The following is a 25,639-nucleotide window of genomic DNA, read 5'->3' on the forward strand; positions in this document are numbered from 1 at the left end:
CTTATGCTGCGACTACCAGCGAGCCGTTACCATTTTTTTGCGAGTGTAGAACTCTACGCCGTCGTTGCCGTTCGCATGAAGATCGCCGTAGAACGATTTTTTCCAGCCCGAGAATGGGAAGAACGCCATTGGAGCCGGTACGCCAAGGTTGATGCCCAGCATGCCTGCGTCGATTGTCTCACGGAATTGACGCATGCTGCCGCCGCTGCTAGTGAACAAGCAAGCGCCGTTAGCAAATTCGGAACGGTTAGCGATCTCAATTGCTTCTTCCAGTGTTGCTGCACGCATTACGGACAGAACTGGAGCGAAGATTTCGTCTTTCCAAATTTTCATCTCGCAGCTAACTTGGTCGAAGATTGTTGGTCCTACGAAATAGCCTGCAGAAGCAGTCGCTTCGTCTTTACGGCCGTCGCGTACGAGAACTCCGCCTTCTGTTTCACCGGATTCGATGTAGCCGATCGTTCTTTCTTTATGCGGTCCGCGGATAACTGGACCGAGGAACGTTCCCTCTTCCAGACCGTTGCCGATTGTAATGTTGTCAGCAGCTTCAGACAGTCTGCGAACAAGCTCGTCGCCAACGTCGCCAACAGCGATAACGACTGCACAAGCCATACAGCGCTCGCCTGCGGAGCCAAATGCTGCGCTGACGATTTCTTTAACCGTCAGGTTAAGATCCGCATCCGGCATAACGATGGAGTGGTTTTTAGCGCCAGCAAGAGCTTGAACGCGTTTGCCGTACGAAGTACCAGTTGTGTATACATATTCCGCAACCGGCTGCGAGCCGACGAAGGAAATAGCTTTCACATTCGGGTGTTTCAGAATGCCGTTAACAACGTCATGCGCGCCATGAACGATGTTCAGTACGCCAGCCGGCAGGCCTGCTTCGTGGAACAGCTCAGCAAGACGGTTAGCCAGCAGCGGCGTGCGCTCGGATGGCTTCAGTACGAATGTGTTGCCGCAAGCGATCGCAAGCGGGAACATCCAGCAAGGAACCATCATCGGGAAGTTGAATGGCGAGATGCCGCCTACAACGCCGATTGGATAGCGGTACATGCCGGACTCCAGGTTCGTCGCGATATCAGGAAGCTGTTTGCCCATCATCAGCGTTGGCGCGCCAGCAGCGAACTCTACGCACTCGATGCCGCGAAGCACTTCGCCGTAAGCTTCTGCATAGCTTTTGCCGTTTTCTGTCGTGATCAGGCGGGCAAGCTCATCCCAGTGATCAACGAGCAGCTGCTGGTATTTGAACAATACGCGAGCACGTTTCGGCACTGCCGTTTTGCCCCAGCTTTCGAATGCTTTGCCTGCTGCTTCAACAGCTGCGTTTACGTCTGCTTCAGAGGAAAGCGGAACTAGTGCCAATACTTCTTCAGTTGCAGGGTTATAAACGTTGTCGAACTTGTCGCCAGTAGCCTCGACCCATTGTCCGCCAATCCAGTTTTTAAGTGTAGTCGTCATGTGTAATTCCCTCGTTTCTTGGAGTTGAAAATTTTGCAAAGCGATCATTCGAAAAACCGTTTAGTTAGCTGTAATTTCCCCGCGATTGCAACGTTCGATGTAATCTTTAACTTGCTCTACTGTCGGCATAGCATCCGAACAGCTGTGGCTGGAAATGACGATACAAGCAGCAGCGCTTCCGAATTCCATACTTTTCTCAAGCGTCAGTCCCGACATAATGCCGTAGATGAAGCCAGCAGCGTAAGAGTCGCCTGCGCCAAACGTTTTAACGACTTTAGCTGGGTAAGATTTCGCCCGGTGCTCGGAGCCGTCTGGCGTATAAGCGATCGAACCGCCTTTGCCGTGCTTGATGATAACGATTTTTGCGGAGTAGTCGAACCACTTCGTTGCCGTGTAGCGGTCGCTGTGCTCAACGTTGTTCTCGAAGCGCTCCATGCTGTCAAACTCTTCGCGCGTTCCGATGATGATGTCGCTTTTCTCAGCCGCCAAGTTGTAGTATACAGCTGTTTCTTCTGGAGAAACCCAAGTATAAGGACGGTAGTCGATGTCAAAAATGACAGTCGTGCCATGCTTGCGTGCATAATCCAGCGACAAAAGCACCGCTTCACGAGACGGGCTGGAAGCAAGAGCTGTACCGGAAATCAGCAGCGCTTTGCTGTCTGCGATAAGCGACTCGTTCACTTCCAGAGGGTGGAGCAGCAAGTCCGCTACGTTGTCGCGGTACATCAGAATGCTGCATTCCGACGGGCTTTTAATTTCTGTAAAAGCAAGACCTGTAACGGCGCCTGTTTTGTCAGTCACAACGTTGCTCGTGTCAATGCCTTCATTTTCAAGATAGCCTTGAATGAATCGGCCCATTTGGTCATCGGCGATTTTGCCGATGAATGCTGTTTTGTTGCCCAAACGGCTCATGCCGATCGCGATGTTTGCCGGCGAACCGCCAACATATTTCGTGAACGTCATCGTTTGCTCCATTGGACGGTTGATCTCGTTGGCATTGAGGTCGATGCAAAGACGGCCGATCGCCGTAAAATCAAACTTTCTGCCAGTTGGGAAAGAAATGGTAGACAATTTATTCACTCTCCTTCTCGCTAATTAAGGAGCTAAGGTACTCGATTGCTTTGGCCGCGTATTCGCGAGCCGGAGCCTTGCCCGGGTCCTGTTCGCCTTCAAGCAGCGCCCAGCCGTCATATTTCCGATCCAGCAGCTCGCTTACGATCGGACGGAAATCGATATTGCCTGTGCCTGGAACGGTGAATACGCCATTGCGGATGCAAGTAACGAAATCAACGCCGGACTCTTTCGCTTGCTTAAGCAGGTCCGTGCGAACATCCTTCAAGTGGATGTAAGCGACACGGTCATAATGCTTGCGCAGTACTTCTACTGGCTCCGCACCGCCATAGAGCGCGTGGCCGGAGTCGAACAGCAGGAACACGGCATTCGGATCCGTCAGCTCCATCAGCTTGTCGATTTCCTCCGGCGTTTCGATTGCCGTACCGCCATGATGGTGATACGTCAGCTTGAGGCCGTATTCGAGTGCGATTTTACCAGCTGCATTAAGCCCTTCAACCAGACTTGCCCAGCCTGCTTCATCCAGCGGGATGATCTCAGTCTCGTTAGGCGTCCGGCGCGGATCGAAGTGCAAGGAGCCTCCGACTTCGCAAGTGCTGATTACTTTGCTGCCCATTTGCTGCAGAAACTGAGCATGCTTGCGGAATGCTTCCAGCTCGGATTCGCGGTAAGCCGGATCGGAGAACAATACCGATTTCCATTGGGAGACGAGCTGGATATCACGCTTTGCTAGCTCTTGCTTCAGAACCTCGATGTCCGTCGGGAACTTTCTGCCCATCTCCGTGCCTTTCAGGCCAAGCGCCTGAATATCGTCGACGATTTGCTCGAATGTCGTGCTATCGCCATGCTCCTTCACGTCTTCGCCGACCCAGTTGATCGGATGAACGCCTAAATGAAAAGGAAACAATGCCATTTCTAATTCCTCCTAATTCTAGTAGGCCTTCGCCTGTGCCAGCTTTTTGTTCATTTCGTGATGTGCAGCAACGACTTTTTCGCTTTCCGATACCGCTGGAACGCCAACGTTCCACCAGGATTCGTAGCCGCTTGTATTTGTGCCGGCAAGAACCGGAATCTCGATCAGCGTCGTGCGAGTTTCTGCTTTCGCTTGCTTCAGCGCTTCGCGAAGCTCTTCCGCGTTGGTCGCTTTATAAGCTGCCAGACCCAAACTGCGTGCATGACCTGCAAAGTCGATTGGCAAAGGTGCGCCTGTATAACCGCCTGTAGGCTGCTCACGGTAGCGGAATTCATTGCCGAAGCCGTCGCTTCCGTTGCCGCGCTGCAGATTATGAATGCATTGGTAGCCATGGTTGTCGAACAACAGCACTGTCAGCTTTCTGCCTTCCTGCAAGCTCGTTACCAGCTCGGAGTGGAGCATCAAATAGCTGCCGTCACCTACGAGAGAGTAAACTTCACGGTTAGGCTCAGCAATCGCAGCGCCAAATGCGCCGCTTACTTCATAGCCCATACAGGAGAAGCCGTATTCCATGTGATAGCCGCCCGGCGAGCCAACCCGCCACAGCCGCTGAAGATCGCCCGGCAAGCTGCCTGCCGCGCAGACGATTACCGCATCTTTATCAATGGTTTCGTTGATGACGCCAAGAGCTTGAGTTTGTACGAAGCCGTCTTCGCGCTCCAGCGAGTACAAGCGGTCAATCTCAGCATTCCATTCTGCATTGACAGCCGCAATCTCGCCGTCTTTGTAACCGGAAGCATAGCCTGCTTCTGCAAGTGCTTCAGTAAGTTGCATAATCGCTACCTTCGCATCGCCTGAAAGCGCAGTGCCCTCCAGCTTAACTGCATCGGAGCGGTTGATATTGATGTTAAGGAATTGGACATCCTGATGAGGGAAGGCCGATTTGGACGATGTCGTGAAATCGGAATAACGCGTTCCAACACCAATGATCAGGTCGGCTTCTTTCGCCAGCTTGTTAGCTGCCAATGAGCCAGTTACGCCAACGCCACCGACATTCAGCGGGTGATCCCAAGGCAAGGAGCCTTTGCCGGCTTGCGTCTCTGCAACTGGAATGCCGAATTTCTCAGCGAATGCCTTAAGTACCTCTGTCGCGAAGGAATATTGCACGCCTCCGCCTGCTACGATCAGCGGTTTGCGTTTTTTCGCAACAAGCTCAACCGCGCGCTTCACAGCATCCGGGGACGGCTGCTGACGATCTACGACATGTACGCGTTTGTCGAAGAACGACGCCGGATAATCGTAAGCCTCTGCTTGAACATCTTGCGGCAGTGCCAGCGTAACCGTTCCGGTATCAGCCGGATCTGTCAATACGCGCATCGCCTGAAGAGCTGCCGTCATCAATTGCTCAGGACGCACGATGCGATCCCAATATTTGCTGACAGGTTTAAAGCAGTCGGTTGCCGAAATGGTATAATCATGGCCTGCTTCGACCTGCTGCAGCACCGGATCGGGCTGGCGGGATGCAAAGTTGTCTCCCGGAAGCAGAAGCAGAGGGATGCGGTTAACCGTTGCCGTTCCGGCTGCAGTAACCATATTCAAAGCGCCAGGGCCGATCGAAGTCGTACAAGCGTAAATGCTTGTGCGGTTCAATTGCTTGGCATAAGCCGTTGCCGCATGCGCCATTCCTTGTTCATTCTTGCCTTGCACGAATGCCAGGTTGCCCGGGCTCCGCTCCAAAGCTTCACCAATGCCCGTAACGTTGCCGTGACCGAAAATACCCATCACACCGGCTACGAATTTCGTTTCCACACCGTCAATGGAAATGTACTGTTGATCGAGAAATTTCAGTAAGGCTTGTGCCATTGTTAAACGGATTGTGCTCATAGTATCCTCCTCGACTACTGAGTTAAGCGCTTATTTTATTAACGCTTCCAAAACAAACACACTTTATATTATAATAATAGGTAAAGCGCTTAATCTATATTTTACACATATGCGCAACGCAAATCAATCACAATTTAAGGAGGAATTTTCTTACATGGCTATTTCCGACCTTCAGCTGCACTGGGATACCGTGCTTCGTGTTTCACCGATTCTATACATGGACCGTCTTGAGCCGTTCCAGCCGATACGCGTCGGCGTTACCGTATTCGATACCCCTGGCCCGTCTCCCTCATTCGACCGCAGCATCGAGTTCGATACATCCCGCATAGGCACCGTTATTGAGTACGCGATCTATTATGACTACGACATCCAGCATATTTACGATCTGGAGCATGTATGGGTATATCTTGACCATAAAGGCCAAGTCGTGTCTGCCGAAGCCAGCTTCCACGGACGGTACTTCCTCAGCCTGCTGCCGGACCGCAGCAACATGACAGAGCAAGGACAAGTTAAGCTGTACGTTCAACCGGGCAAGCATGCGATGATTCCGATTGCGGACTTCTTCCGCCTGCTGCCTAATGTTGAAAGCTGCTGCCAAGCAGATGCCGGCGTTGACGGCACATTGGAACCTGAAATGTTCAGCGGACAATTCAAATTCGGCGATGACATCGATGAGCGCTCTGAGAAGCATTTGCGCGAATTCAGCTTCCAGCCTTCGTTTGACTATATCCCGCATACATGGGCTTCGGATGCCTTCGTCTCATGGACGGAGCTGACCAAAGAAATTCCCGTTCGGATGAAAGCATTGCTCGCCGAGCTTTAATATGCCCCAAAAAAAGCAGCCGCCTCAGGATTGGTTCCCGAGACGGCTGCTTTTTTCATGCCATTTTATTCAAATGTATTATTTGAGGTTCGATTTCAAGCGAAGCTCGAAACGGAATTTCGCGTCGTCGCCATACCACATCGGGAAGTTCGTACCCCACTTGTTGTTGTGCAGGTTGAAATCCCAGCCTGTATCCAGCGATACAAACGAATTGTCGAATTGCAGCATTCTTTTGTGACCTGGAGCGACAAGAGCGGAATCAACCGGCGAGATGAACGCCGAACCATCCGTACCCTCGTAGGAAACGCCGTTGTTCACGGCATGCAGGTTGCGGTTGCCGTCTCTAACGACGCGCAGCGGCGAAATCGCAGAGCCGAGCTTATCCATCGTCCACAGGTTAGGATTATCCAGCTTCAGCGATGTGCCGAACCAGCTCGCTTCAGGCAGACGATTCGCGTCTTTATCGAACCATTGCAGCGTAACATCAATTTCGCCTGTGCTGCGGAACGCGTACTCAAGCTCCAACGTTTTTGGAGCGCCGTACTGCTCGTAGGCCTCTTCCGGCATACGAAGACTCAATACGTAGCGTTCAACGGACTCGCTGCCCGACCATTTCAGGTCAGTCACTTGCGGATGGTATTTCTTGTTGCTTGGAAGCGGACGTACAAATTCAAAGCCCGGCTTGCTGAAGTCCGCATCTGCCCATGGATGCGTCACCGGCAGATTCCGCATGTAAGTCCGGAAGTAACGGTTGTAGTCATCCGTGCCGAAGTTCTCGTACACATAAGCGCCAAACGGATGCGCCTCGTCAACCCATACTTTGCCGTTGCCGTCAACAAGACGGATTAATGCGCCATTCTCGCCGAATGCCAGCTCATAGCCGCCGCTGCTGTACGTTGTGCGAGTATTGCGGGACTCGAAGCCAGTAACATCCGTTTTAGCCGGAGTCAGACCATCAAGTGCGCGCTTCGCCTCTTCTTGCAGATCCTTATCCAAGTAGGAGATAGCTTGATCGATATATTGACGCTGCTCAGCCCATGATTTCTCGATCATCGAATAGGAACGGACGCTTTCTTCAGCAGCGAACAGATCGCTGGAATGCTTGTCGAATTCATCCATCGCAAACGCGCCGATATAGGCGAACTTCGCAGGAAGATCGTTGACGTCGATAATGTCTTTCTCGCGAGCTGCGTTAAAGTCTTTTTTCGCATAGTTCCGGAAGTCAGGCAGCCATTTCTTCACGTCCAGACCCCACGTGTGCTCTGCAACCAGAAGCAGCGCTTTGCTCATTTGTTTGTATGCTTTGTCGGATTCCTTGATCCGGCCCTCTGCCAGCCATTGCTTGCGCAAGCGAAGCAGCTCACGGTAACGAGCCAGCTTAAGCGGATCTGTACCTGCGCCGTGAATCCAAGTATCGCCCAGCTCTTCGCGGACGATTGGCAGATTGCCGCTCACTTCCAGAAGACGCTCTGCAAATGCATCCATCGTCGATGCAACGACTTCCGCTCCCGGATACCGCTTGCGGTACTGGTCGAACTGCTCGCGAATTTCATCTGTGCTTGGCGGTCCGCAGTTGTCGCCTGTATGTGCGAAGACGAGCACATCATTCAAGCCGTCCACTTCAACCGCTTCACCGTAGGTTCCTGCATAGTTGATAATAATTTCCGAACCGTCATCTGCCTGCCAACGGAACAGCCGCGGCACGTCGGGACGCGTCGAAGCCGGGTTGACACCCAGGTGCATATAGCGCAAGCCCGCTTGCTGCATGTACGGCACCATGCCGAGCGTATGCCCAGGCACGTCAGTCATTTTCGCAGCAATCGTCTTTTTGCCGAAACGCTCGTCCAGCTCATGGCTGAGGGAGAGGCCAAATTGCAGAAGCTCAGGGTCCATCAGCTCGGAATGCGTCGTGAAAGGCAAGCCGTGCCATGCGATATGGCCTTTATTAATTGCATTCTCCATCCGTGCTTTGTCCTCGGGGGAGGACACTTCCAGATAGTGATGGATCAGCCATGATCCCGTCGTCCATACAAAGCGCTCGCTTCCGCCCTCTGCTTCCAGCTTCTCGGACAGCTCGATCGCTTTCGGAATATATTCCTCCATGTACTGCTTCGTTACGTGCTCAGCCAGATGTGTAAAGCCGATATCCAGATGTGTTTTAAAAATAACATGTACTTTTTTTGTCGTTGTCATGCTTTCTCGTCTACCTCCAACTATCCTGATGTCTTTGTCCAGCGACTCACCAACCGTTATTAAACCGGTTTAATACAAGTGCGCAGCCGCCAGAAACCTGACGACGTCAGGCTACCGGGATGCGCGGATCTTGTATGATTGTCCTGCTTTTGTTGCGAAACGCAATACGCCGTCAGCAGACAGTACCCCTTCAACCTCGGTGCCGTCCTCTGTAACGGTCAATGAAGCAGCGGATGCCAGCGCGCAATCCTCGCCAAGCAGCGAAATAATTTCGGCTTCATCCAGCTTGCCGTCCTGCCAGCGAATGTGAACTTCAAATCCGCCCCGGGCGCGCAATCCTTCTATCTTGCCTGCTTGCCATGTGTCTGGAAGCGCCGGGAGCAGTTCCATGAATGACTGATGCGACTGCAGCAGCATTTCGGAAATACCGGCCGTCACTGCAAAGTTGCCATCGATCTGGAACGGCGGATGCGCATCAAAAAGGTTCGGGTATAGACCGCCCTTTTCATAGTTTTCCGAGTCTTCCCGCACAATCCGCATTAAGTTGGACAGCAGCTGCAGCGAGCGGTTGCCATTGCGGAAGCGGGCCCAGAAACCGATTTTCCAGCCTAAGCTCCAGCCCGTGCCTTCGTCTCCCCGTCTTTCCAGAGAGCGTCTTGCCGCTGCGAAGTGCTCAGGCGTGCTTTCTTCTGTAATTTGCCGTCCTGGATATACACCAAACAAATGGGAAACGTGACGATGATAAACGTCCTGATCGTCGAAATCCTCGGACCATTCCTGTAACTGGCCATGACTGCCGATTTGCAGCGGGTAGAGCTTGTCTTTCAATTGCTGCAGCTCCGCAGCAAACGCAGTGTCTTCGCCAAGCCATTCCGCCGCCTCGATACAATTGGTGAACAAATCCCAGATGAGCGACATATCCATCGTAGAAGCTTGGCTGATGCCGGCAAGCTTGTCACCGTAACGCAGCTTGTGCTCCGGCGAAGTGGAAGGATTAGTTACGAGCCGGCCTTGGCCGTCCTCCTCCAGGAAATCGATGCAGAACAAAGCAGCTTCCTTCATCGTAGGATAAGCTTGTTTGCGCAAATAATCAAGATCTCTTCCAAAAGAGAAGTGCTCCCACAGATGCTGAGCGAGCCAAATTCCGCCCATCGGCCATAATACCCACACGGCGTCGCCTTCGCCCCATCCGCCTGCTGGAGCGGCATGTCCCCAAATATCGGTGTTGTGATGTACGACCCATCCGCGTGCGCCGTAATGCATCTCGGCAGTTCGTTTGCCTGTTACAGCAAGCTGGCCAATAAAGTCGAGCAGCGGCTCATGGCATTCCGCCAAGTTCGCTGTTTCCGCCGGCCAATAATTCATTTGCGCATTAATGTTCAGCGTCCAGTTGCTGCTCCAAGGCGCCCGGGTTGCAGCATTCCAGATGCCCTGCAGGTTAGCCGGAAGCGTTCCGGGACGCGAGCTTGCGATCAGCAAATAACGGCCATATTGGAATAATAACGTGATGAGCGATGCGTCGCCAGCCCCATACTGTGTAAGCCGTTCGTCGGTTGGCATCGATTCAGAAGCTTGCGGCTCGCCTAGCTCAAGCTTCACCCGGTCAAACAAAGTTTTGTAATCCGCTATATGTGCAGCCCGCAATTGATCATAGCTTTTGCCGAGTGCGCCTTCCAGATGAGCGAGTGCAGATGCAGTCGCATCCTTGCCTTGACTGAACGGCAGCTTGTCTTGACCGTTAAAGCTTGTCGCCGCACTGAAGTAGAACGTAACGCGGTCAGCTCCCGTTACATGAATGCCCGCAGCATCGGTACGAACGGATCCGCCTTCTGCCTCGGCATGAATATATCCGGCAAAGCGCATCGCTTCGGAGGTTTGCTCATCCCCATAGACGATCGGCTGATTCACCTCGTAATAGTTCGGCGACACATGCTCAGGCGCCATGCCGCGAAGCAGGAACCGCTCGCCTTCCGCCGACAATTGATGACGCAGCGTGCTGTCCAGGCGCGCATGAACCTCCAGCATCCCCGGAACGCTGGTCTCAAGACGGATAACCATCGTCTGATCCGGATGTGAGATGAATGTCTCTCTCGTATATTTCACTTGGCCGATCCGGTACTCTACTCGAGTAATTGCCATCTCCAAATCCAAGGAGCGTGAGTAATCCTTAGCCAGATCTCCATGTCCGAAGTTCAGGATCAGCTCGCCGAATGGAAGATAAGATTGTGTAAACGAACCGAACATCGCTTTGCTGGCTTCGTCCGCCTCGGCATATTTGCCTTCCTTAACAAGACTTCTTACTAGCGGCAGCGCCTCCAATGCTTTCGCATTGTTCGTTTCCCGCGGCATTCCCGACCAAAGCGTGTCTTCGTTCAGGCCAAAACGGTCACGTTCAACGCCCCCGAATTGCATCGCACCGATACGGCCGTTACCGAGCGGAAGCGCTTCCGTCCAAATCGCGGCAGGCTTGTTAAATTGCAGTTTCATCGCTTGCACCTCTGTTAATAAATTTGTGTAAAACTTATTCCGGAATTACTCACCCGCAGTGACAACATTTCTCTCTATTTCGATATCGCTGCAAGCCGTTAATCGGATAGCATTCTCTAAAGCCAGCGCCTCGCCCTTGAAGGTAATCTTGTTGTTGTTGAACGTAAGCGAACGCGTGCTTTTCGCATGCATCAGCAGCGCTTCTCCCATCTCAAAACTGTTATCGACAATTCGGATGCCAAAGTGAACGGGAGTCTCCGAACTCATCTCTTCATTTTCCGGCAAAATCGATATGACAGGCAGCTCTGCGTTTCCGCATTCGATAAAGCTGTTGCCCTGAATGGTCAAATCCTTCACTGCACCGGATTCATACCAAGCCGACCCGTCGGCCGATACAAGAATGCCGCTCATCTGCATCCGCTCGAAGACGTTGCGTTCTACAACCGTACGCCGCGGAGATGAGACCAGCACACCTCTTGTCGGAATTCGCGCAAAATGGTTGTCGGCAACTTCAATTTCCGGCGTCCAGGTAATATTCTCGATCACGTCGCCTAATTCGGCCTCTGCAGGCACCGGCTCGTCCAGCGTCAGCAGCATTTCTCTGGCATTCACAAGCTTCGCTTCCTTCACCTGATTGCCTCTATAGGGCACAAGCGAATGAGGGTTTACGAACTGAATCTCATCCCCGGCATGAAAGGCCATGAAGCCGAACGTTTGCGGATGAATGAAGCGAACGAGCACCTCGCGGGAGGAAGGAATCGCTGCAAGCTTCAAGTAGGTGCCATGGACGTTGATCGCATCGTCATGAGCCCCTGAGAAATAGCTTTTCGTTACCGATACTTTCCCCTTACAGCCCGAGAGATGAACGAAATCGGCAAAGGCCGCCGCCGTACGTCCTGTTTCCTCGCGGGGAGATAAATTTATTTCTTTTAAAGTGATATTTTGACTGAATTGGCCTACAATTCCAAGACCGTGCATGAAGTGCATCGCTACGCGCTCCAGACGAATATCCCGGCTCTCATGAATAAATGCGCCTACCTGATCCCGAATGCCGTCTCTTGCCTGCAGAACGAGTCCTTCAGCCAAATCCGGCACATGCGCATAATGAAGCCTGATCTTCCCTGGCTCCAGCTCTTCCGCCTTCAAAGCTTGTTCAATGACGTTGTCGATCCGCCAAGTTGTGTTGCGAACGGTATCGCAAGCCTGCACCGGACCATCATGGAAGCTCCAGCCTTCGCCGATCCAGAAAAGCTTCTCATCGCGGATTTCATAACGGGAATCAGCATGGACGACGATATCCATGTAGGCGCTTCCTTTTTCCACAATTGTCATTTCTGTTACGGTTGGCCAAGCGAAATCGGTCCGCAAATTGCGGATCTCCACCCGCTCGCATTCATCGAAGGCTAACAGCGTCATTTTATCGTGGAAAATGAACAGCGCATCGCTGCCTTCAAGCGTGAAATCGGTCAGTCCTTTCAAATAAATCGCAATCGTCTTGACCGGGTTCGGATTTTCCGTCTCGCTTGCCGTATTCGTAATCGCATACGTCTCGCGTGTTGCGGATTCCGCATAGAAGTCATACCTGCCCGGCTCCACCACCAGCTTAACAGGACCTCCTGCTTCACTGGCTGCTTGAAGCGCCTGTTGCATAGCAGGCGTCGCGTCCGCTCCCGTATCGGGAATCCCTCCGAACGTGCTGAATAATAAAGTTTGATCCACTGCTGCCATAGATAACTTCCCCTCTCTCCCACGATGCACGGAAAGCTCCGCCCGATTCCAGGCGGAGCATCCGATATACGATTGTTACCTAGTGTTACTTATTGAATTTTGCCATCTCAGCCGTTACTTCGTCAATTGCTTTCTGAAGACCCTTGCTGTTGTAAACTTTCAGTACATCCTGCCACATTTTAACCGGATCTTCGTTGCCAAGAATTACACGCGTGAAGTCGTCATCGAAATTAATCGTCGACAGCTTGTCTTTCGCTGGTGTGCTCATCGTTGCAATCTCGAATGCAGTCGGAATTGGCTGCGTATTGTCCTTCATCCACTTCAGTTCGTTCTGGACGAATTCGACCGACTCTTTGCCAAATGCGGCTCTGTTGGCTTCGTTGTCTTCAAGAATTGCAGCATTTCTCCAAGCGGCTAGCTGGGAAATGATATCCATCGAAGGATAGTACTTTTTCAGATCGACGAATTGATCGCCTTCTTTCGGACGAGTAATCGTCACTTTGCCTGCGCTGTCTTTCGTGTAGTCCTTGCCTTCAATACCGTAGTCGAACAGCTCTTTGCCTTCAGGCGACAACAGGTAATCATAGATGCGCAGAATACGGTCCAGCTTTTTGTCATCAACATCAGCGTTAATCATGCTCTCGGACCACCAAGCGCTGTTTACGTTGCGGTATTTCACGCCGTTTGCATCAGCCCAAGGGTGCATAATTTTAACATGGTCGAAGAACTTCTGACCCGGGTTGTTTTTCTCCCACTCTGCTTTAACGCCATTGGCGCCAAAGACGCTGTTCGTTGTAAAGGCCAACGCGCCTGCTTTGTTTTGATAGAACTTTTGATTGCTTTCGCCGGCTTTCGCTACTGCAAAGTCAGGATCCAAGCCTTTTTCTTTGTAGAGCGCACGAGCTTGACGCAGCACCTCGTCCATTTTCGGCGAAGCATAGAACGGCATCCATTTGCCGTCTTCCTTCACCCAGCCTTTGTTGCCGAATTCAGGGAAAGTTGCTGCGAATACGTTTTTGAAATAACCGAAAGTATTCATAACAATACCGGTCGTGTCGTTCTTCTTGTTGCCGTCTGGATCTTGCTCCACAAACGCTTTCAGCATCGCTTTGAACTCATCAAAGTTTTGCGGGTCGGAGATGCCGAGCTTCTCCATCCAGTCTTTGCGGACGAATACGGCGCCGTCAACAGCCCATACTGCCCACATATCGTCAGTAGGGAACGTCATACGCGGAATGGCATACAGCTTGCCGTCGCGCTTGATTCCGTCAACGCCCTCTACTTCAAACACTTTTTTCAGGTTCGGGTAGCTGCTCATATCTTCAGGAAGCGCATGAATAAGCTGTTGATTCACCCACTCATTGTATACGGCAGGCGTGTCGCTTGTAATGCTGTGCGTAATAATGTCCGGCAATTGTCCGGCAGCTGCCCAGACCTGGGATTTCTCTTTATAGTTATCCCAGCCGATATCAACCGGTTTGAAGGTTACGTTGAAATCTTTTTCAATCTTTTGAACCACCTCGTCATGCGGCTCGAAGCCGACACCAATGCCCCACCAGGAAAGCGAGATGTTCATGTGCTCCGCATACGGGTTGTTCGGATCTACCGCTTTGCCAGGATCATTCGATGAGCTGCCATTCGACTTGCTGCTTCCGCAACCGGAAAGCAATGTTGCAATGAGAACTGCTGACAGGCCGATTGATGCGAAAAGCTTCATTCTCTTCATTTCTCATGTCCCCTTATATTGTTATTCTATAATAAAAGCGGCTTCGCTTCTATTATCCTTTGATGGAGCCGATCATAACGCCTTTTGCAAAATATTTTTGCATGAAAGGATACAAGCAGACGATCGGCAGCACGCTCACGACCAGCACGGCCATTTTGAGCATCTCTGGATGGAGTCCGGTATTTTGAACGATAATGTTCGTCGAAATACTGGATAAAACTTGCTGGTAATTGGTGAGCAGTTCCCTTAACAGCGCTTGCAATGGAAGCAAATTGATATCGGTCATGAAGAGCACCCCATGCCACCATTCATTCCACCGGTCAACCGCGTAGAACAACGTAATCGTTGCAACCATAGGCATCGAGATTGGCAAAATAATTTTGTAAAGAATTTGAATGTCGTTCGCGCCGTCGATTTTGGCCGATTCCTCAAGGCCAGCCGGCAGTGTCCGGAAGAAGGAGATACAAATAATCATGTAGAACGTATTGATCGCAACGGGAAGCACCATGACGAACAGATTGTTCACCAGGCCAAGGTTTTTCATCGTCAGGTAGAACGGAATCAGACCGCCATTGAAGAACATGGTGAAAATGATGCCCGACATAACGATTTTTCGTCCCGGAAAACCGTTTTTAGACAATACGTACGCACCGGTAAGCGTTGCAAACAGGTTGACGCTCGTGCCTACTACTGTGACGAACAACGTCACGAGGAACGCTTTCAGAAACCGCGGCTCATTGAAAATGTAGCTGTAAGCCGAAATATCGAAGGTGGTCGGAATCAAGTACACGACTTGTTTGGAAATCGCCACCGAGTTGCTGAATGACATCAGCAGTACGTTGTAGAACGGAAAGATTGTACATACCGTAAGAAATATAAGAATCAAATGAATGATCAGATCTGCGACATTGAATTTTCTCTTGTCTTTCTTGACGGAGGGCGACAGCGGCTCTATCTTCGTTGTTTGTTTGATCGTATCCATTAAACCAGCCCATCCTCCCCTAATTTTTTGACGATGAAGTTCGCGGAGTACAGCAAAGCGAAGTTCAGAATCGCTTTAAACAGGCCAACTGCTGTTGATACGCCAAAGCTACTTCCTTCCGCAAAGGTTGAGCGGTACACATACGTGTCGATAATATCGCCCGTGCTGTATACAGCCGCATTATACAGGTTGAATATTTGCTCAAAGCCGCCGTTCATCGTGCTGCCGACTGCCAGGATTAGCAAAATTCCCGCCGTGCCGCGAATGGACGGCCATGTAATCGCCCGAAGCTGCTGGAACCGGCTTGCGCCGTCGACGCGGGCAGCCTCATAAAGCTCGGGATTAATACCAGCAATCGCTGCCAGATAGATAATGGCGCTCCAGCCGACCTCTTTCCAGATGTTCGACAGGAAAATAATCGGTCTGAACAATTCAGGATTCGTCAGGAAGGTCATTTTCTCATGGCCGAAAAATGCGAAAATCTGATTAAGCACACCATCATTGCTAAGAAAGTTGAACATGATGCCGCTTACAATTACCCAAGAAATAAAATGCGGGAATGTATAGACCGTCTGATACAGTCTTTTCAGCTTCTGTCTTGCAACCTCGTTAATCAGCAGTGCAAGAACGATTGCCGCCGGGAACTCCAGCGCGATGCGTCCTACGCTGATAATAATCGTGTTCCAGAAGGCTCTCCAGAAATCACTTTGTCCAACAACCTCTTGAAAGTTTTTCAGACCGTTCCATGGACTGTTCAGTATGCCTTCGCGAATGTGATATTCCTTAAAGGCCAGCAGAACGCCGTACATCGGCAAGTACTGAAAAATCACAAAGTACAGCAGCGTTGGAAGGAGTAGAATGTATAAATACTTATTTTTGTAAATTTCCTTCCCTAGCGTAGTTCTCATAATGTCCCTCCTGTAAGCGTTAACTTCTGTTGATAGGCTTAATTATGCGCTTACATTGGCCGATGAGGTATACACGGAATTTATTGAAATGTATAGAAAATGAAATCGCTAACATAAAAAAGAAAACCTCCAAACGGAGGTTTTCTAAAATTAATCCATAAACATCTAAAATTAATGCATGGTCTCAATTCCGGGAATGCGATTCGCGGTATTGCGTTGGCGTCTGACCGGTCAATTTCTTGAAAATACGCGTAAAATAGAAATAATCGCGGTATCCGATTTTGTCCGCAATGTCCTGAACCGTGCTGTCGCTGCGTTCCAGAAGCTCGCAAGCCTGCGCGACGCGGAGCTTCGCTACATAGGCGGTGAACGTCTCGCCGACCTCTTTTTTGAACAGCTGGCTAATATAGCTGGGATTCATAAAAAATTGATCCGCCAGCTCCTGCAAGGATAGATCACGCCGGTAATTTTCGGTGACGAATTGCAGAATCGGGTTAAAGGTCTGGTTTTTCGACTCCGGCGCATGGGATGACATTTGCTGCACGTATTGACCGGCTAGCGATTTCAGCTCGGCCATCATTTCATTGACGTTCTTGAACAAGCGAACTAACTGTTCATAGCTGTAGAGAATCGTTTCTTTCCGTTCAAGGTCGAACAAGAACGAGATCGTCAAATTATACACTTGGAAAGCATGACGAATTGTCAGAACACCTTCTTCGAACAAAGCTCCGATCCGGTCCAGATTGCGCTGGACAATCCCGCTGTCCTTGCTGCCGATCGCGGCATGAATTTCCGCCATCCAACTTTTCAGCTCTGTGTCCTTCGTCTCCGGCAGCGAATATACGCCCGGCTTGCCTGCTATGAAACATTGGTATGCGGCAATATCCGCCTCCTCAATGGCTCCTTTAATGGCCTTCCAGTCCGTGAGCCGGTTTCCCAGCCCGATTCCCAATATATCTTCCGGGAAAGAAGCTGTATCCTTGCCCAGCATCGCCTTCGCTTGTTCTTCGCTCATCAGGTAGGCGGTTTTGGCCGTCCCGGTAATCAGCTTGATAACCCGGCCCGGCGGCAGCGGCAGCTCAGACAGTCCGATCGCTACGACCGGAACGATACCCTGCTCAATCCACTGTAGAATGCCCTGCTCTGCCAGCATGCCAAGCAGCTTCTCCTCATTGCGTCCGCCCGACTCGTCGAGCAGCAGCTGCATCATGTCCTCTCTTACCGGGCGTGCATTGTCCAATGATTCCTTCAGCTTAGCGAGCACGCCTCCGATCTCGATTTCATCGAAAGGCTTCAGGCAATAGGCGGCCGCACCATAGGACAATGCTTTCTGGGCGTAGGCAAACTCTGCGTAACCGCTCACAACGACGAAACGAATCGCTTTGCCCATCGTTTTTCCCCGGCGGATCAGCTCAAGTCCGTTCATCTCCGGCATTCGGATATCGGTGAACACGACGTCAGGATTTAAGGCTTCTATCGCAATCAGCGCTTCGCCCCCATTGGCCGCTTGACCGGCAACCTCGAAGCCGTACTGCCCCCAGTCGACCAAATCCTTCAGGCTCTCCACAACCCAGCTCTCATCATCTACGATCAATACTTTGTACATTTATGTTATCCCTCCGTTGTCCGATCCTTAAGCGGATGTGCGTACCTTCGCCGTCAGCGCTTTCGATGCGCATGCCGTACTCTCCGCCAAACATTAGACGTATGCGGTTGTTGACATTCACAAGGCCAATGCTTTGCCAGCCGCTAGGGTCGTCAAAGCCGGACCGCGGCTGGTCTAGCATCCGCCTGATTTCTTCCAGACGCTCCGCTTCGATGCCCACGCCGTCATCCTTGATGTCTATAATCAAGGTGCCGCTGTCATCCACAAAGCCTCCAATTTCTAGACGGCAAGGCTTGAGCGTCGTTTCAATGCCATGATAAACGGCATTTTCCACAAGCGGCTGCAGGATCATTTTCGGCACAGTATGCCGCAATGCTTCTTCTGTCAAGCTATAGTGAACTGTGAAGCGGTCGGCAAACCGGATTTGCTGAATTTGAACATACGACTGAATCATTTGAATTTCCTGCCCCAGTTCAACCTCGTCCGTGCCTTTAATGCTGTAGCGGAAAATGCTGGACAACGACCTTGTCATTTTTTTTATCTTGTCTTGCTTTTCCACAGCGGCGATACCCGTGATGACCTCCAGCGTGTTGTACAGAAAATGCGGGTTAATCTGACTGCGCAGAAAAGCGAGCTCGGACTTCTGCTTCTCAAGCTCCGTCCCATAAAGCCGCGTGTTCGTCTCCAGCAGTTTATGAGACAAGCGTTCAATCTCGTCCAGCATGCTGTTGAACTCATCCGCCATCATGCTGATTTCCATATAGCCCTTCAGCGATATCCGCTTGCTGAATTTCAAATTGTCCTCCCGGCTTACAGAGGTCATGAAGAAGATCATCTTTTTGAGCGGCCGCAGGATGTTGTTCATGATCATCGTGAACGGAATGGCGAGAATCAATAAGCCAACGGCGAGAATGAGCAGCTCCTGCCTGCGTAGAACGAGTACGTCCCGAAGCAGCTCGTCCTTAGGGGCAACGCTGACAATTCTCGCATCCATGTCGGGGATGGCAATCGTTTGCGAGACATATTTTTTCCCCTGCCATAGCACGTTCTGGTCAGCACCCTCGGCGCTTTGCTTCTCCAGCTCCGGTCCCTGATTGCCTGTAATGGACGATGTATTGCTCGTAATGATCTTATTGGAGCGGTCCAGCAAATAAATTTGCGTATTCGTCTGCTTGGAGTTGTACTCCTTCTCCCCCACCAGCGCCTTGGGATCGACGATGAAAAACAGCGTGCCCAGCTTCTGATTAAAGGATTCGCCTTGCTGCACATAGGATATCGTCGTTGCGAACACCAGACCCGTCGCGGAGCCATACAGCGTTCCGAACTGCTGCATGCCGGCGTAGTAAGCGTTTACCTTTCCAGGCAGCAATTTTTTGAGATCCTCGCCATAGGGACTTCCCCCGTTAATATCGACCGAGAAGCCGTTATCGCCGGAAATGATAATATCGAGAATGCCGTCCTTCAGCTCCCGCTGGTTCGAAATGAGTACGTTCAGCTTTTTGAACATTTCAAACCGGGTAATCGCGTTCTGCTCCACCAGATAGCTCTGCACGTCCGCATTATAAGAAATCGTTTGCATAAGCCGGAACAGCACGTCTTTGTTCGACGTTACGTTCTTCTTGATCTCCGTTACGGTCTGCTGCACGTATTCCTCATGATTGCGGGTGACCATAGCCGACATCGTCGAGTAGGTATGATACACGATAACCAAGATAACCAGTACGGTCGAAATAGCTAAAATCAGCAGCTGCGATCGAATGGACAATTTTCTAAGAAACGCCATAGGAATTCATCCTCAAGGAAGTAGTGTAAACATATCGCTTATTATCAAGCGGAAATAGGAGCAAGTCAAGGAGCGGATACTCCGCATTTTTCAATATGTGGGAATTGTCTCTTTTGAAAAAAAATTCGAGTGCAACGATCATATTCCCGCTATATACACAGCAAGACGGCTTCGCCGAGTGTGGCAAAGCCGTCTTGCTGTGCTTGCGATACTGAATTTTTTTGCCGCATGTACTCCCAACGTGTGTGGTATGGCCAATACGGATGCTAGAGCCAGAAGGTCGGATAGCTTCGCTGACGGATGGCATTGTTTACAAGCAAAGCTATAACCACAATGACCGCCGATCCCGCAAGCACAGGGGTGAAGAGAAATGACCAGCTGCTCCCCGCCAGTATTACGACAATCGGGTCAGCTCCAGCTGGCGGATGCGTTGTTTTGGTCAGCATCATGAACAATATGGCAAGCCCGACACCGGCTGCAAGAACAATTATTCCCTGTCCGAATAGATGAAATAAAATAAGTCCGGTCATCGTCGATATGAAATGTCCGCCAATAATGTTCCGTGGCTGGGACAACGGCGATTCCCATACGCCGAACGCCAACACACAGCTTGCGCCAAACGGCGCCATAATCCAAGGCTGGCCGGTCAGTCCGGTAAGCCAGGCCAGTATCGCAATGGCTGCAAAACCTCCCGCCGCGCTAATTAACGCCGTTTTGGGCGCTGCCTTCAGCGGACTTCTGCCTGCCCCCTTCATCTTTCCCCAATAATTCTGACTGCTCATGATGATAACTCCTTCGTTGAAGTTTGCTAGAGTGCTGCTCATGCTAAAAAGAGCAACAAAATGTAAAAGTACATGCTGATTTCCCCGAAATGCTCCAAAATGGCCATCAAAATGCAAAAGTACATTTGAAATCGCTCCATTCACGTGATGGAGGCTTTTTGGGCGTATCAAACTGCAGATTTGCATTTTGATGCGATAAATCGCTCAAAAAATGGATATCAACATGCAGATTTGCATTATGATTCTTCGCTGCAGCCTGCTGAACACTTATGATCAAGCTCATAAGACCCTTTCAGGGTCTTAACGCGCTTTCGACGAGCCATTTTACTTGGAATAAGACCCTGCTAGGGTCTTAACCTCTTTAATCAGCCTGTATTCTACCGCGCTTTCGCTAATTTCATCTAGTGTAAGACCCTTTCAGGGTCTTAACTCGCTTTCAGAGACCCAATTTCCACGGTATAAGACCCTGCTAGGGTCTTAACCTCTTTAACCAGCTAGTATTCTACCGCGCTTTCGCTAATTTCGTCTAGTGTAAGACCCTACCAGGGTCTTAACGCACGCCCAATACTCCATTTTACATGGAATAAGACCCTTTCAGGGTCTTAACCTTACTAACCAGCTAGTATTCTACCGCGCTTTCGTCATTTTCGTCCAGTGTAAGACCCTACCAGGGTCTTAACTCGCTTTCAGAGACCCATTTTCCACGGTATAAGACCCTGCTAGGGTCTTAACCTCTTTAACCAGCTAGTATTCTACCGCGCTTTCGCCAGTTTCGTTCAGTGTAAGACCCTACCAGGGTCTTAACTCACGCCGAATACTCCACTATACATGGAGTAAGTCCCTCTGGGGGACTTAAACTTAGGCTTAAGCTAAATCTAACCAAAATCTGCAGTCCCACCAGAATCAGACCGGGGAAGCAGACTTCAGCCCGCACACGTAGTCCGTCAGCAGCTCGATGAACCCTTTTGCAGCCTTACCAATGTACTTGTCTTTATGAGTAATAATGCCGACTTCCCGGCGCAGGCTTGGGTGATCGATCGGAATCGCCTTCAGCTCGGGATCGTTTTGCATTTCGATTAACGTCTTGGACAAGATGGAGGAGCCTGTCCCCGAACGAATCAAGTTAAATAATGACTCGATAGAGGCCGTTTCAATTAAGGGCTCCATCAGAAGACCGGCGGATACGCTCACGCCGTCAATCAGTTGGCGGCAATGATGCGTCTCTGGAAACATAACGATTGGCTGCTTCTGAATGTCCGTGAGGTTCAACGACTCCTGTGAAGCAAGCGGATGATCGGACCTGCATACAAAGTAAAAGTTTTCGTGGTAAAGTGTCTGTTTCCTCAATCTATCGTCCTCTTGCGGCAAAATCGTAATAGCCAAATCCAGCTCATTGGCAAGAATTCGCTCTACGCTGTCTTCGATACTATGCAGCTTGATGCGAATACCGGGATAGCTGCGGTGAAACTGGACGAGCAGCGAAGAGGCCAGATGGTTAAGCTCGCCCGGAAGCGCGCCGATCGACAGCGAGCCCCGCTCCATCCGCTGCAGCTCTGATATTTCTTCCCGCGCGCCTTGGAGCAGCCCAAAAACATTGCTGCATTGTTTATAGAGAATGCTGCCCGCTTCGGTGACGGCAATCCTTTTGCCGATCCGGTCAAAAAGCGGAACGCCGATATCATCCTCCAGCGCTTTAATCTGATGACTTAATGTCGGCTGTGTAATGCCCAGCTTCTCCGCCGTTCTCGTAAAATGCAATTCCTCGCACAGCAATTTAAAATATTCGAGCTGCCTAAACTCCATGAGCCCATCCCCCCTTTGTCGCCTCTAAATGTTCATTCCATTGTAATCAGCAACTCATCATAGGTCTATATGATCGTTTCTATCATTATAATAGATATCATCAATATTAGCTCTAGCCATCTACTTGTTCAATTCAATATGCATATAAGAATCCGCGTCTTCCCAAGCGACACTGAAGCCTTTCCCTTTCGCGCAAAAAATCGACATTGACGTATAGGCAGGGTCGGCGTTTTTATCATAATTCCGCTCTGCAATTATTTTCTCAGTCTGGAAGCATGGCTTATAGCCGTCAGGCTTTAGCGTCAAAACGCCTCTACCTTTCGTATAGGAGGCCAGCTCTGCGCCATAGTTCATAAAGGAAGCAATCGGGACCGAACCCGTGAAAATCGCAGTGTCAGCTAAAATTTCCGGCGGCTCAATGCTGCCGTGGGCGGTTTGAATATCGGACATGACTCTGCCGACATGCTCAATATCGACTTTTATACGATAGGCATAGTAGGGCTCGAGCAAAATATTATCCCCCTTCTCCAGCCCTTGTCTAAGCGCTCTTAGCGTTGCCTCGCGGAAATCGCCCCCTGAAGTATGCTTGTTATGCGCACGGCCGGAGAGCAAAGTAACGACAACATCGGTAAGCGGCGATCCTGTCAGCAGCCCGCGATGCTCCTTTTCCGTTACATGCTGGCCGATCAGGTTCTGATAACCGATGCTCAGATCTTCGACATGGCATTCATTCCTGAATTCTACTCCGCTATCCCGCTCCCCCGCCTCTATCCGCAAATGAACCTCCGCATAATGCCCAAGCGGCTCGAAGTGGCCGGCGCCTATCGTCGTTCCGCCAACGGTTTCCTTATACAAAATTTCAGGTTCGCCGAAGGCTACGGCAAGCTGGAACCGCTCCTTCACAACATGCTCCAGCACCTCCAGCTGAATAACACCCATCACATGAACATGAAGCTCCTGAAGCGGCTCGTCCCATCTGACGCCAAGCGAAGGATCCTCCTCGTCCAGCAGCTTAAAGCATCGCAGCACTTCCTTGAGCGGAATCGAAGCAGCGAAAAGCACCTTGGACTGAAGCGCGGGTACAAGCTCGTAATGGGACCGTTCCATCCCCTCCCCCACAACGTCTCCAGCAGCTAGTGAAGTTATCCCCGTCACGGCAAATAATTGCCCGGCAGCTGCCTCATTAACAAGTGCAGACTTGCTGCCGTTAAAAGTCCGGATCGCTGTTATTTTCTCCTGTCTGACCTCTCCATTTCGATCGATGTAACGAATATCCTCCCGTACCGACACCTTGCCATGGAGCGCCTTCATATAGGTTAAACGCGTACCCTGCTGATCATGTCCAATCTTATATACTCTGGCGGCGAGTGGAGCCGAATCGTCATAATCCGTTTCAGCCAGCAGCTCCAAATTGCTCAGAAAATCGGCAATGCCGATATCCATTAACGCCGATCCCCGCATCACGGGGAAAAGGAGTCTTTGCTTCATCAATTGACGAAGCGAGGCCATCACTTTAGCTGGCTCCACGTTTCCTTCCAGATAAGCCTCGAGCAGCTCATCATCCCGCTCTGCCGCAAATGAAATAAGCGAATCCTGAACGTTTTCCGACAAGCTGCCGCTCATCTCCACGGCATCCTTCGTCAGTTGTTCTCGAATTTGTTCCAGAACGGCATCCCCGTCAGCTCCGCTTCGATCGATTTTGTTAATGAAGAAAAATACCGGAATGCGATGGCTTTGCAGCAGCTGCCACACCGTCTCGGTATGTCCCTCGATCCCTTCGGCTGCACTGACAATAATGACTGCATAATCCATTACTTGAAGCGCCCGCTCCATCTCGGCAGAAAAATCGGCATGGCCAGGGGTATCAATTAAATAATAATCCGTATTGCCGCGGCTCATCACCGCCTGGTCGGCAAATATCGTAATGCCGCGGGCTTTCTCCAACTCGTGGCTATCGAGAAAGGCGTCCTGGTGATCGACACGCCCTCGGCTTCGAATACTGTTTGTATGATAGAGCAGCTGCTCTGCAAAAGTTGTTTTCCCCGCATCGACATGTGCCAGCAATCCAATCGTTACGTTGCGCTTTGCGTTCATGCAGTACCCGCCTTAATGAGCGGAACGAATACAGCCGATACTTGCTCGGCAAGCTGTTTCGGCGCGAGCTCCATCTGGAAGCCGATCTTTCCGGCGCTCACTAACATATGGGCTAATGATTCTGCTCCACTATCAATAAAGGTAGGATAAAGCTTTTTCATTCCGATTGGCGAGCATCCCCCGCGTACATAACCGGTCCACTTTAGCAGATCCTTTACCGGAAGCATCTCAATTTTTTTCACCCCAGCCGCTTTAGCCGCCAGCTTCAGATCCAGCTCCTCTGCGACAGGAATGACAAACACGAAGAGGCTCGGCCCTTGATGGGCAACTAACGTTTTAAATACAATCTCCGGCGGTTTTCCGATTTTTTCGGCGACAGCTGCGCCATGTATTTGTCCATCTTCATTGTCATAGGTCATGATGCTGTACGGCACTTTGGACTTGTCGAGCATCCGCATCGCATTTGTTTTCGTCTCGGCCATTGCTGCTTCCCCATTCTAATCGTAATCATCTTGAGCTGTATCTATTTTAACAGGAGCAAGCCATATTCTCTATCTGCCATTACCCGTTGCCTTTTTATGTAACTTTTGATATAAAATGATTAAGCAACACCTGGGTGTGACTGGCGTAAACGTGGATAACCACGGGGAAGCACACAGGCCATACAGCCGTACGCCTGGGCAAAAGGTATTTGGTCGATTGCGGCCAAATGCTTTTTTTTCATTCCAAAGGAGAGATGTTGAATGGATCAGGTATGCCTCGCAAGAAAAGTAGCGATTGTCGTATTCAACCAGATTGAAGCGCTTGATTTTACAGGCCCCTTTGAAGTGTTTCTGACAAGCAGCGGCGGCGGAAAAGACTTTCAAATCTATACGGTCGCACCGGATGAAGGCCCCGTAACTGTATTAGGCGGGTTAAGCATAAACCCTGCTTACACCATTCACAATTGTCCGCCTCCCGATCTGATTATCGTCCCTGGCGGTCCGGGCGCTAGAACGGAAATGAACAATTCAGCGCTGACTGATTGGATCGCCCAAACTGCAGCGACCGCGGAGCTTGTCCTATCTGTATGTACGGGTGCACTTATTCTTGCAAAAACAGGCCTGCTCGAAGACCTGAACATCACAACACATCATCGGGCTCTCGAAGAATTGAAAGCTGCAGCTCCGGCATCGGCAGTTATTATAGCGGATAAGCGTTACGTCGATAACGGCAAAATCATTCTATCAGCGGGAGTGTCCGCAGGAATCGATATGTCGTTGTACGTTGTAGGGCGATTATTGGGAGCGGACAGAGCGCAGTTAACGGCAACGCTTATGGAGTACAATTATAATTCGATTTAAGACTTCGGCTCGGCAAGGCAAAGCAAGGCAAGGGCTCGCTGCGCGTTTCGGTTCA

18 protein-coding genes and 1 riboswitch are annotated in these 25,639 nt (G+C 50.7%); of the genes, 2 read left to right on the forward strand and 16 right to left on the reverse strand.

The features are described from left to right. Nucleotides 1–12: 12 nt before the first annotated feature. The 4 genes from ACFVVF_RS05245 to iolD are packed head-to-tail and all read right to left on the reverse strand — an operon-like array spanning nt 13 to nt 5,326. On the reverse strand, nt 13–1,458 hold the full coding sequence (locus tag ACFVVF_RS05245; protein ID WP_387806046.1) for a CoA-acylating methylmalonate-semialdehyde dehydrogenase: 1,446 nt from the start codon (nt 1,456–1,458) through the stop codon (nt 13–15). 60 nt (nt 1,459–1,518) lie between these two features. After that, nucleotides 1,519–2,529 carry a 5-dehydro-2-deoxygluconokinase gene (iolC, locus tag ACFVVF_RS05250; protein WP_387806049.1) on the reverse strand — a complete coding sequence of 337 codons (1,011 nt, stop codon included), beginning with the start codon at nt 2,527–2,529 and terminating at the stop codon, nt 1,519–1,521. 1 nt (nt 2,530) lies between these two features. Continuing rightward, nucleotides 2,531–3,442 (reverse strand): myo-inosose-2 dehydratase, encoded by a 912-nt coding sequence (gene iolE / locus ACFVVF_RS05255; protein WP_387806051.1) that lies wholly within the window; start codon nt 3,440–3,442, stop codon nt 2,531–2,533. 18 nt (nt 3,443–3,460) lie between these two features. After that, complete coding sequence (iolD, locus tag ACFVVF_RS05260) at nt 3,461–5,326, reverse strand: 3D-(3,5/4)-trihydroxycyclohexane-1,2-dione acylhydrolase (decyclizing) (protein ID WP_387806053.1); 1,866 nt, start codon at nt 5,324–5,326, stop codon at nt 3,461–3,463. 154 nt (nt 5,327–5,480) lie between these two features. Between iolD and ACFVVF_RS05265 the strand changes: the two genes are divergently transcribed. Further along, nucleotides 5,481–6,149, forward strand: coding sequence for a hypothetical protein (locus ACFVVF_RS05265; RefSeq protein ID WP_387806055.1), 669 nt, complete (start codon nt 5,481–5,483; stop codon nt 6,147–6,149). A 78-nt stretch (nt 6,150–6,227) separates the two neighbouring features. Here ACFVVF_RS05265 and ACFVVF_RS05270 read toward each other — a convergent pair whose 3' ends face one another. From ACFVVF_RS05270 to ybaK, 12 genes are all read right to left on the reverse strand, one after another. Then, nucleotides 6,228–8,342: a DUF5054 domain-containing protein gene (locus ACFVVF_RS05270; RefSeq protein ID WP_387806056.1), complete on the reverse strand. Its 2,115-nt coding sequence runs from the start codon at nt 8,340–8,342 to the stop codon at nt 6,228–6,230. Between the two features lie 111 nt (nt 8,343–8,453). After that, the gene (locus ACFVVF_RS05275; RefSeq protein ID WP_387806059.1) at nt 8,454–10,829 is read right to left on the reverse strand and encodes a glycoside hydrolase family 95 protein; all 2,376 of its coding nucleotides are present in this window, start codon (nt 10,827–10,829) and stop codon (nt 8,454–8,456) included. A 45-nt stretch (nt 10,830–10,874) separates the two neighbouring features. Then, nucleotides 10,875–12,557, reverse strand: coding sequence for an alpha-1,3-galactosidase-related protein (locus ACFVVF_RS05280; RefSeq protein ID WP_387806061.1), 1,683 nt, complete (start codon nt 12,555–12,557; stop codon nt 10,875–10,877). An 85-nt stretch (nt 12,558–12,642) separates the two neighbouring features. Next, the gene (locus ACFVVF_RS05285) at nt 12,643–14,283 is read right to left on the reverse strand and encodes a type 2 periplasmic-binding domain-containing protein (RefSeq protein ID WP_387806063.1); all 1,641 of its coding nucleotides are present in this window, start codon (nt 14,281–14,283) and stop codon (nt 12,643–12,645) included. 52 nt (nt 14,284–14,335) lie between these two features. Further along, complete coding sequence (locus ACFVVF_RS05290; RefSeq protein WP_387806066.1) at nt 14,336–15,265, reverse strand: carbohydrate ABC transporter permease; 930 nt, start codon at nt 15,263–15,265, stop codon at nt 14,336–14,338. Beyond that, complete coding sequence (locus tag ACFVVF_RS05295) at nt 15,265–16,173, reverse strand: ABC transporter permease (protein WP_387806068.1); 909 nt, start codon at nt 16,171–16,173, stop codon at nt 15,265–15,267. Before ACFVVF_RS05295 ends, ACFVVF_RS05290 begins: the two co-directional genes overlap by 1 nt. 184 nt (nt 16,174–16,357) lie before the next feature. Further along, nucleotides 16,358–17,779: a response regulator transcription factor gene (locus tag ACFVVF_RS05300; protein ID WP_387806070.1), complete on the reverse strand. Its 1,422-nt coding sequence runs from the start codon at nt 17,777–17,779 to the stop codon at nt 16,358–16,360. Continuing rightward, nucleotides 17,754–19,562, reverse strand: coding sequence for a sensor histidine kinase (locus tag ACFVVF_RS05305; RefSeq protein WP_387806072.1), 1,809 nt, complete (start codon nt 19,560–19,562; stop codon nt 17,754–17,756). Before ACFVVF_RS05305 ends, ACFVVF_RS05300 begins: the two co-directional genes overlap by 26 nt. A 266-nt stretch (nt 19,563–19,828) precedes the next feature. Then, nucleotides 19,829–20,344, reverse strand: a complete 516-nt coding sequence (locus ACFVVF_RS05310) for an HPP family protein (RefSeq protein WP_387806074.1) — start codon at nt 20,342–20,344, stop codon at nt 19,829–19,831. A 903-nt stretch (nt 20,345–21,247) separates the two neighbouring features. Continuing rightward, a complete protein-coding gene (locus ACFVVF_RS05315; protein ID WP_387806076.1) occupies nt 21,248–22,147 on the reverse strand; it encodes a LysR family transcriptional regulator in 900 nt (299 codons plus the stop codon). 120 nt (nt 22,148–22,267) lie between these two features. After that, nucleotides 22,268–24,241, reverse strand: coding sequence for a GTP-binding protein (locus tag ACFVVF_RS05320; protein WP_387806078.1), 1,974 nt, complete (start codon nt 24,239–24,241; stop codon nt 22,268–22,270). Further along, on the reverse strand, nt 24,238–24,723 hold the full coding sequence (ybaK, locus tag ACFVVF_RS05325; protein ID WP_387806080.1) for a Cys-tRNA(Pro) deacylase: 486 nt from the start codon (nt 24,721–24,723) through the stop codon (nt 24,238–24,240). The genes ACFVVF_RS05320 and ybaK overlap by 4 nt, the downstream gene beginning before the upstream one ends. Before the next feature lie 126 nt (nt 24,724–24,849). Continuing rightward, a riboswitch (ZMP/ZTP riboswitch) is annotated at nt 24,850–24,930 on the forward strand. Nucleotides 24,931–24,984: 54 nt separating this feature from the next. Here ybaK and ACFVVF_RS05330 point away from each other — a divergent pair. Next, entirely contained in the window at nt 24,985–25,584 is a 600-nt protein-coding gene (locus ACFVVF_RS05330; protein ID WP_387806082.1) for a DJ-1/PfpI family protein, read from the forward strand. Nucleotides 25,585–25,639: the final 55 nt, after the last annotated feature.

This window comes from Paenibacillus sp. NPDC058174 (genome assembly GCF_042883865.1).
GTDB lineage: Bacteria > Bacillota > Bacilli > Paenibacillales > Paenibacillaceae > Pristimantibacillus.

What these genes read in the sequence shown, in the direction of transcription:
- ACFVVF_RS05245 (WP_387806046.1), bottom strand. Translation starts at nt 1,458, where the DNA reads ATGACGACTACACTTAAAAACTGGATTGGCGGACAATGGGTCGAGGCT.
- iolE (WP_387806051.1), bottom strand. Translation starts at nt 3,442, where the DNA reads ATGGCATTGTTTCCTTTTCATTTAGGCGTTCATCCGATCAACTGGGTC.
- iolD (WP_387806053.1), bottom strand. Translation starts at nt 5,326, where the DNA reads ATGAGCACAATCCGTTTAACAATGGCACAAGCCTTACTGAAATTTCTC.
- ACFVVF_RS05265 (WP_387806055.1), top strand. Translation starts at nt 5,481, where the DNA reads ATGGCTATTTCCGACCTTCAGCTGCACTGGGATACCGTGCTTCGTGTT.
- ACFVVF_RS05270 (WP_387806056.1), bottom strand. Translation starts at nt 8,342, where the DNA reads ATGACAACGACAAAAAAAGTACATGTTATTTTTAAAACACATCTGGAT.
- ACFVVF_RS05275 (WP_387806059.1), bottom strand. Translation starts at nt 10,829, where the DNA reads ATGAAACTGCAATTTAACAAGCCTGCCGCGATTTGGACGGAAGCGCTT.
- ACFVVF_RS05280 (WP_387806061.1), bottom strand. Translation starts at nt 12,557, where the DNA reads ATGGCAGCAGTGGATCAAACTTTATTATTCAGCACGTTCGGAGGGATT.
- ACFVVF_RS05285 (WP_387806063.1), bottom strand. Translation starts at nt 14,283, where the DNA reads ATGAAGAGAATGAAGCTTTTCGCATCAATCGGCCTGTCAGCAGTTCTC.
- ACFVVF_RS05290 (WP_387806066.1), bottom strand. Translation starts at nt 15,265, where the DNA reads ATGGATACGATCAAACAAACAACGAAGATAGAGCCGCTGTCGCCCTCC.
- ACFVVF_RS05295 (WP_387806068.1), bottom strand. Translation starts at nt 16,173, where the DNA reads ATGAGAACTACGCTAGGGAAGGAAATTTACAAAAATAAGTATTTATAC.
- ACFVVF_RS05300 (WP_387806070.1), bottom strand. Translation starts at nt 17,779, where the DNA reads ATGTACAAAGTATTGATCGTAGATGATGAGAGCTGGGTTGTGGAGAGC.
- ACFVVF_RS05305 (WP_387806072.1), bottom strand. Translation starts at nt 19,562, where the DNA reads ATGGCGTTTCTTAGAAAATTGTCCATTCGATCGCAGCTGCTGATTTTA.
- ACFVVF_RS05310 (WP_387806074.1), bottom strand. Translation starts at nt 20,344, where the DNA reads ATGAGCAGTCAGAATTATTGGGGAAAGATGAAGGGGGCAGGCAGAAGT.
- ACFVVF_RS05315 (WP_387806076.1), bottom strand. Translation starts at nt 22,147, where the DNA reads ATGGAGTTTAGGCAGCTCGAATATTTTAAATTGCTGTGCGAGGAATTG.
- ACFVVF_RS05320 (WP_387806078.1), bottom strand. Translation starts at nt 24,241, where the DNA reads ATGAACGCAAAGCGCAACGTAACGATTGGATTGCTGGCACATGTCGAT.
- ybaK (WP_387806080.1), bottom strand. Translation starts at nt 24,723, where the DNA reads ATGGCCGAGACGAAAACAAATGCGATGCGGATGCTCGACAAGTCCAAA.
- ACFVVF_RS05330 (WP_387806082.1), top strand. Translation starts at nt 24,985, where the DNA reads ATGGATCAGGTATGCCTCGCAAGAAAAGTAGCGATTGTCGTATTCAAC.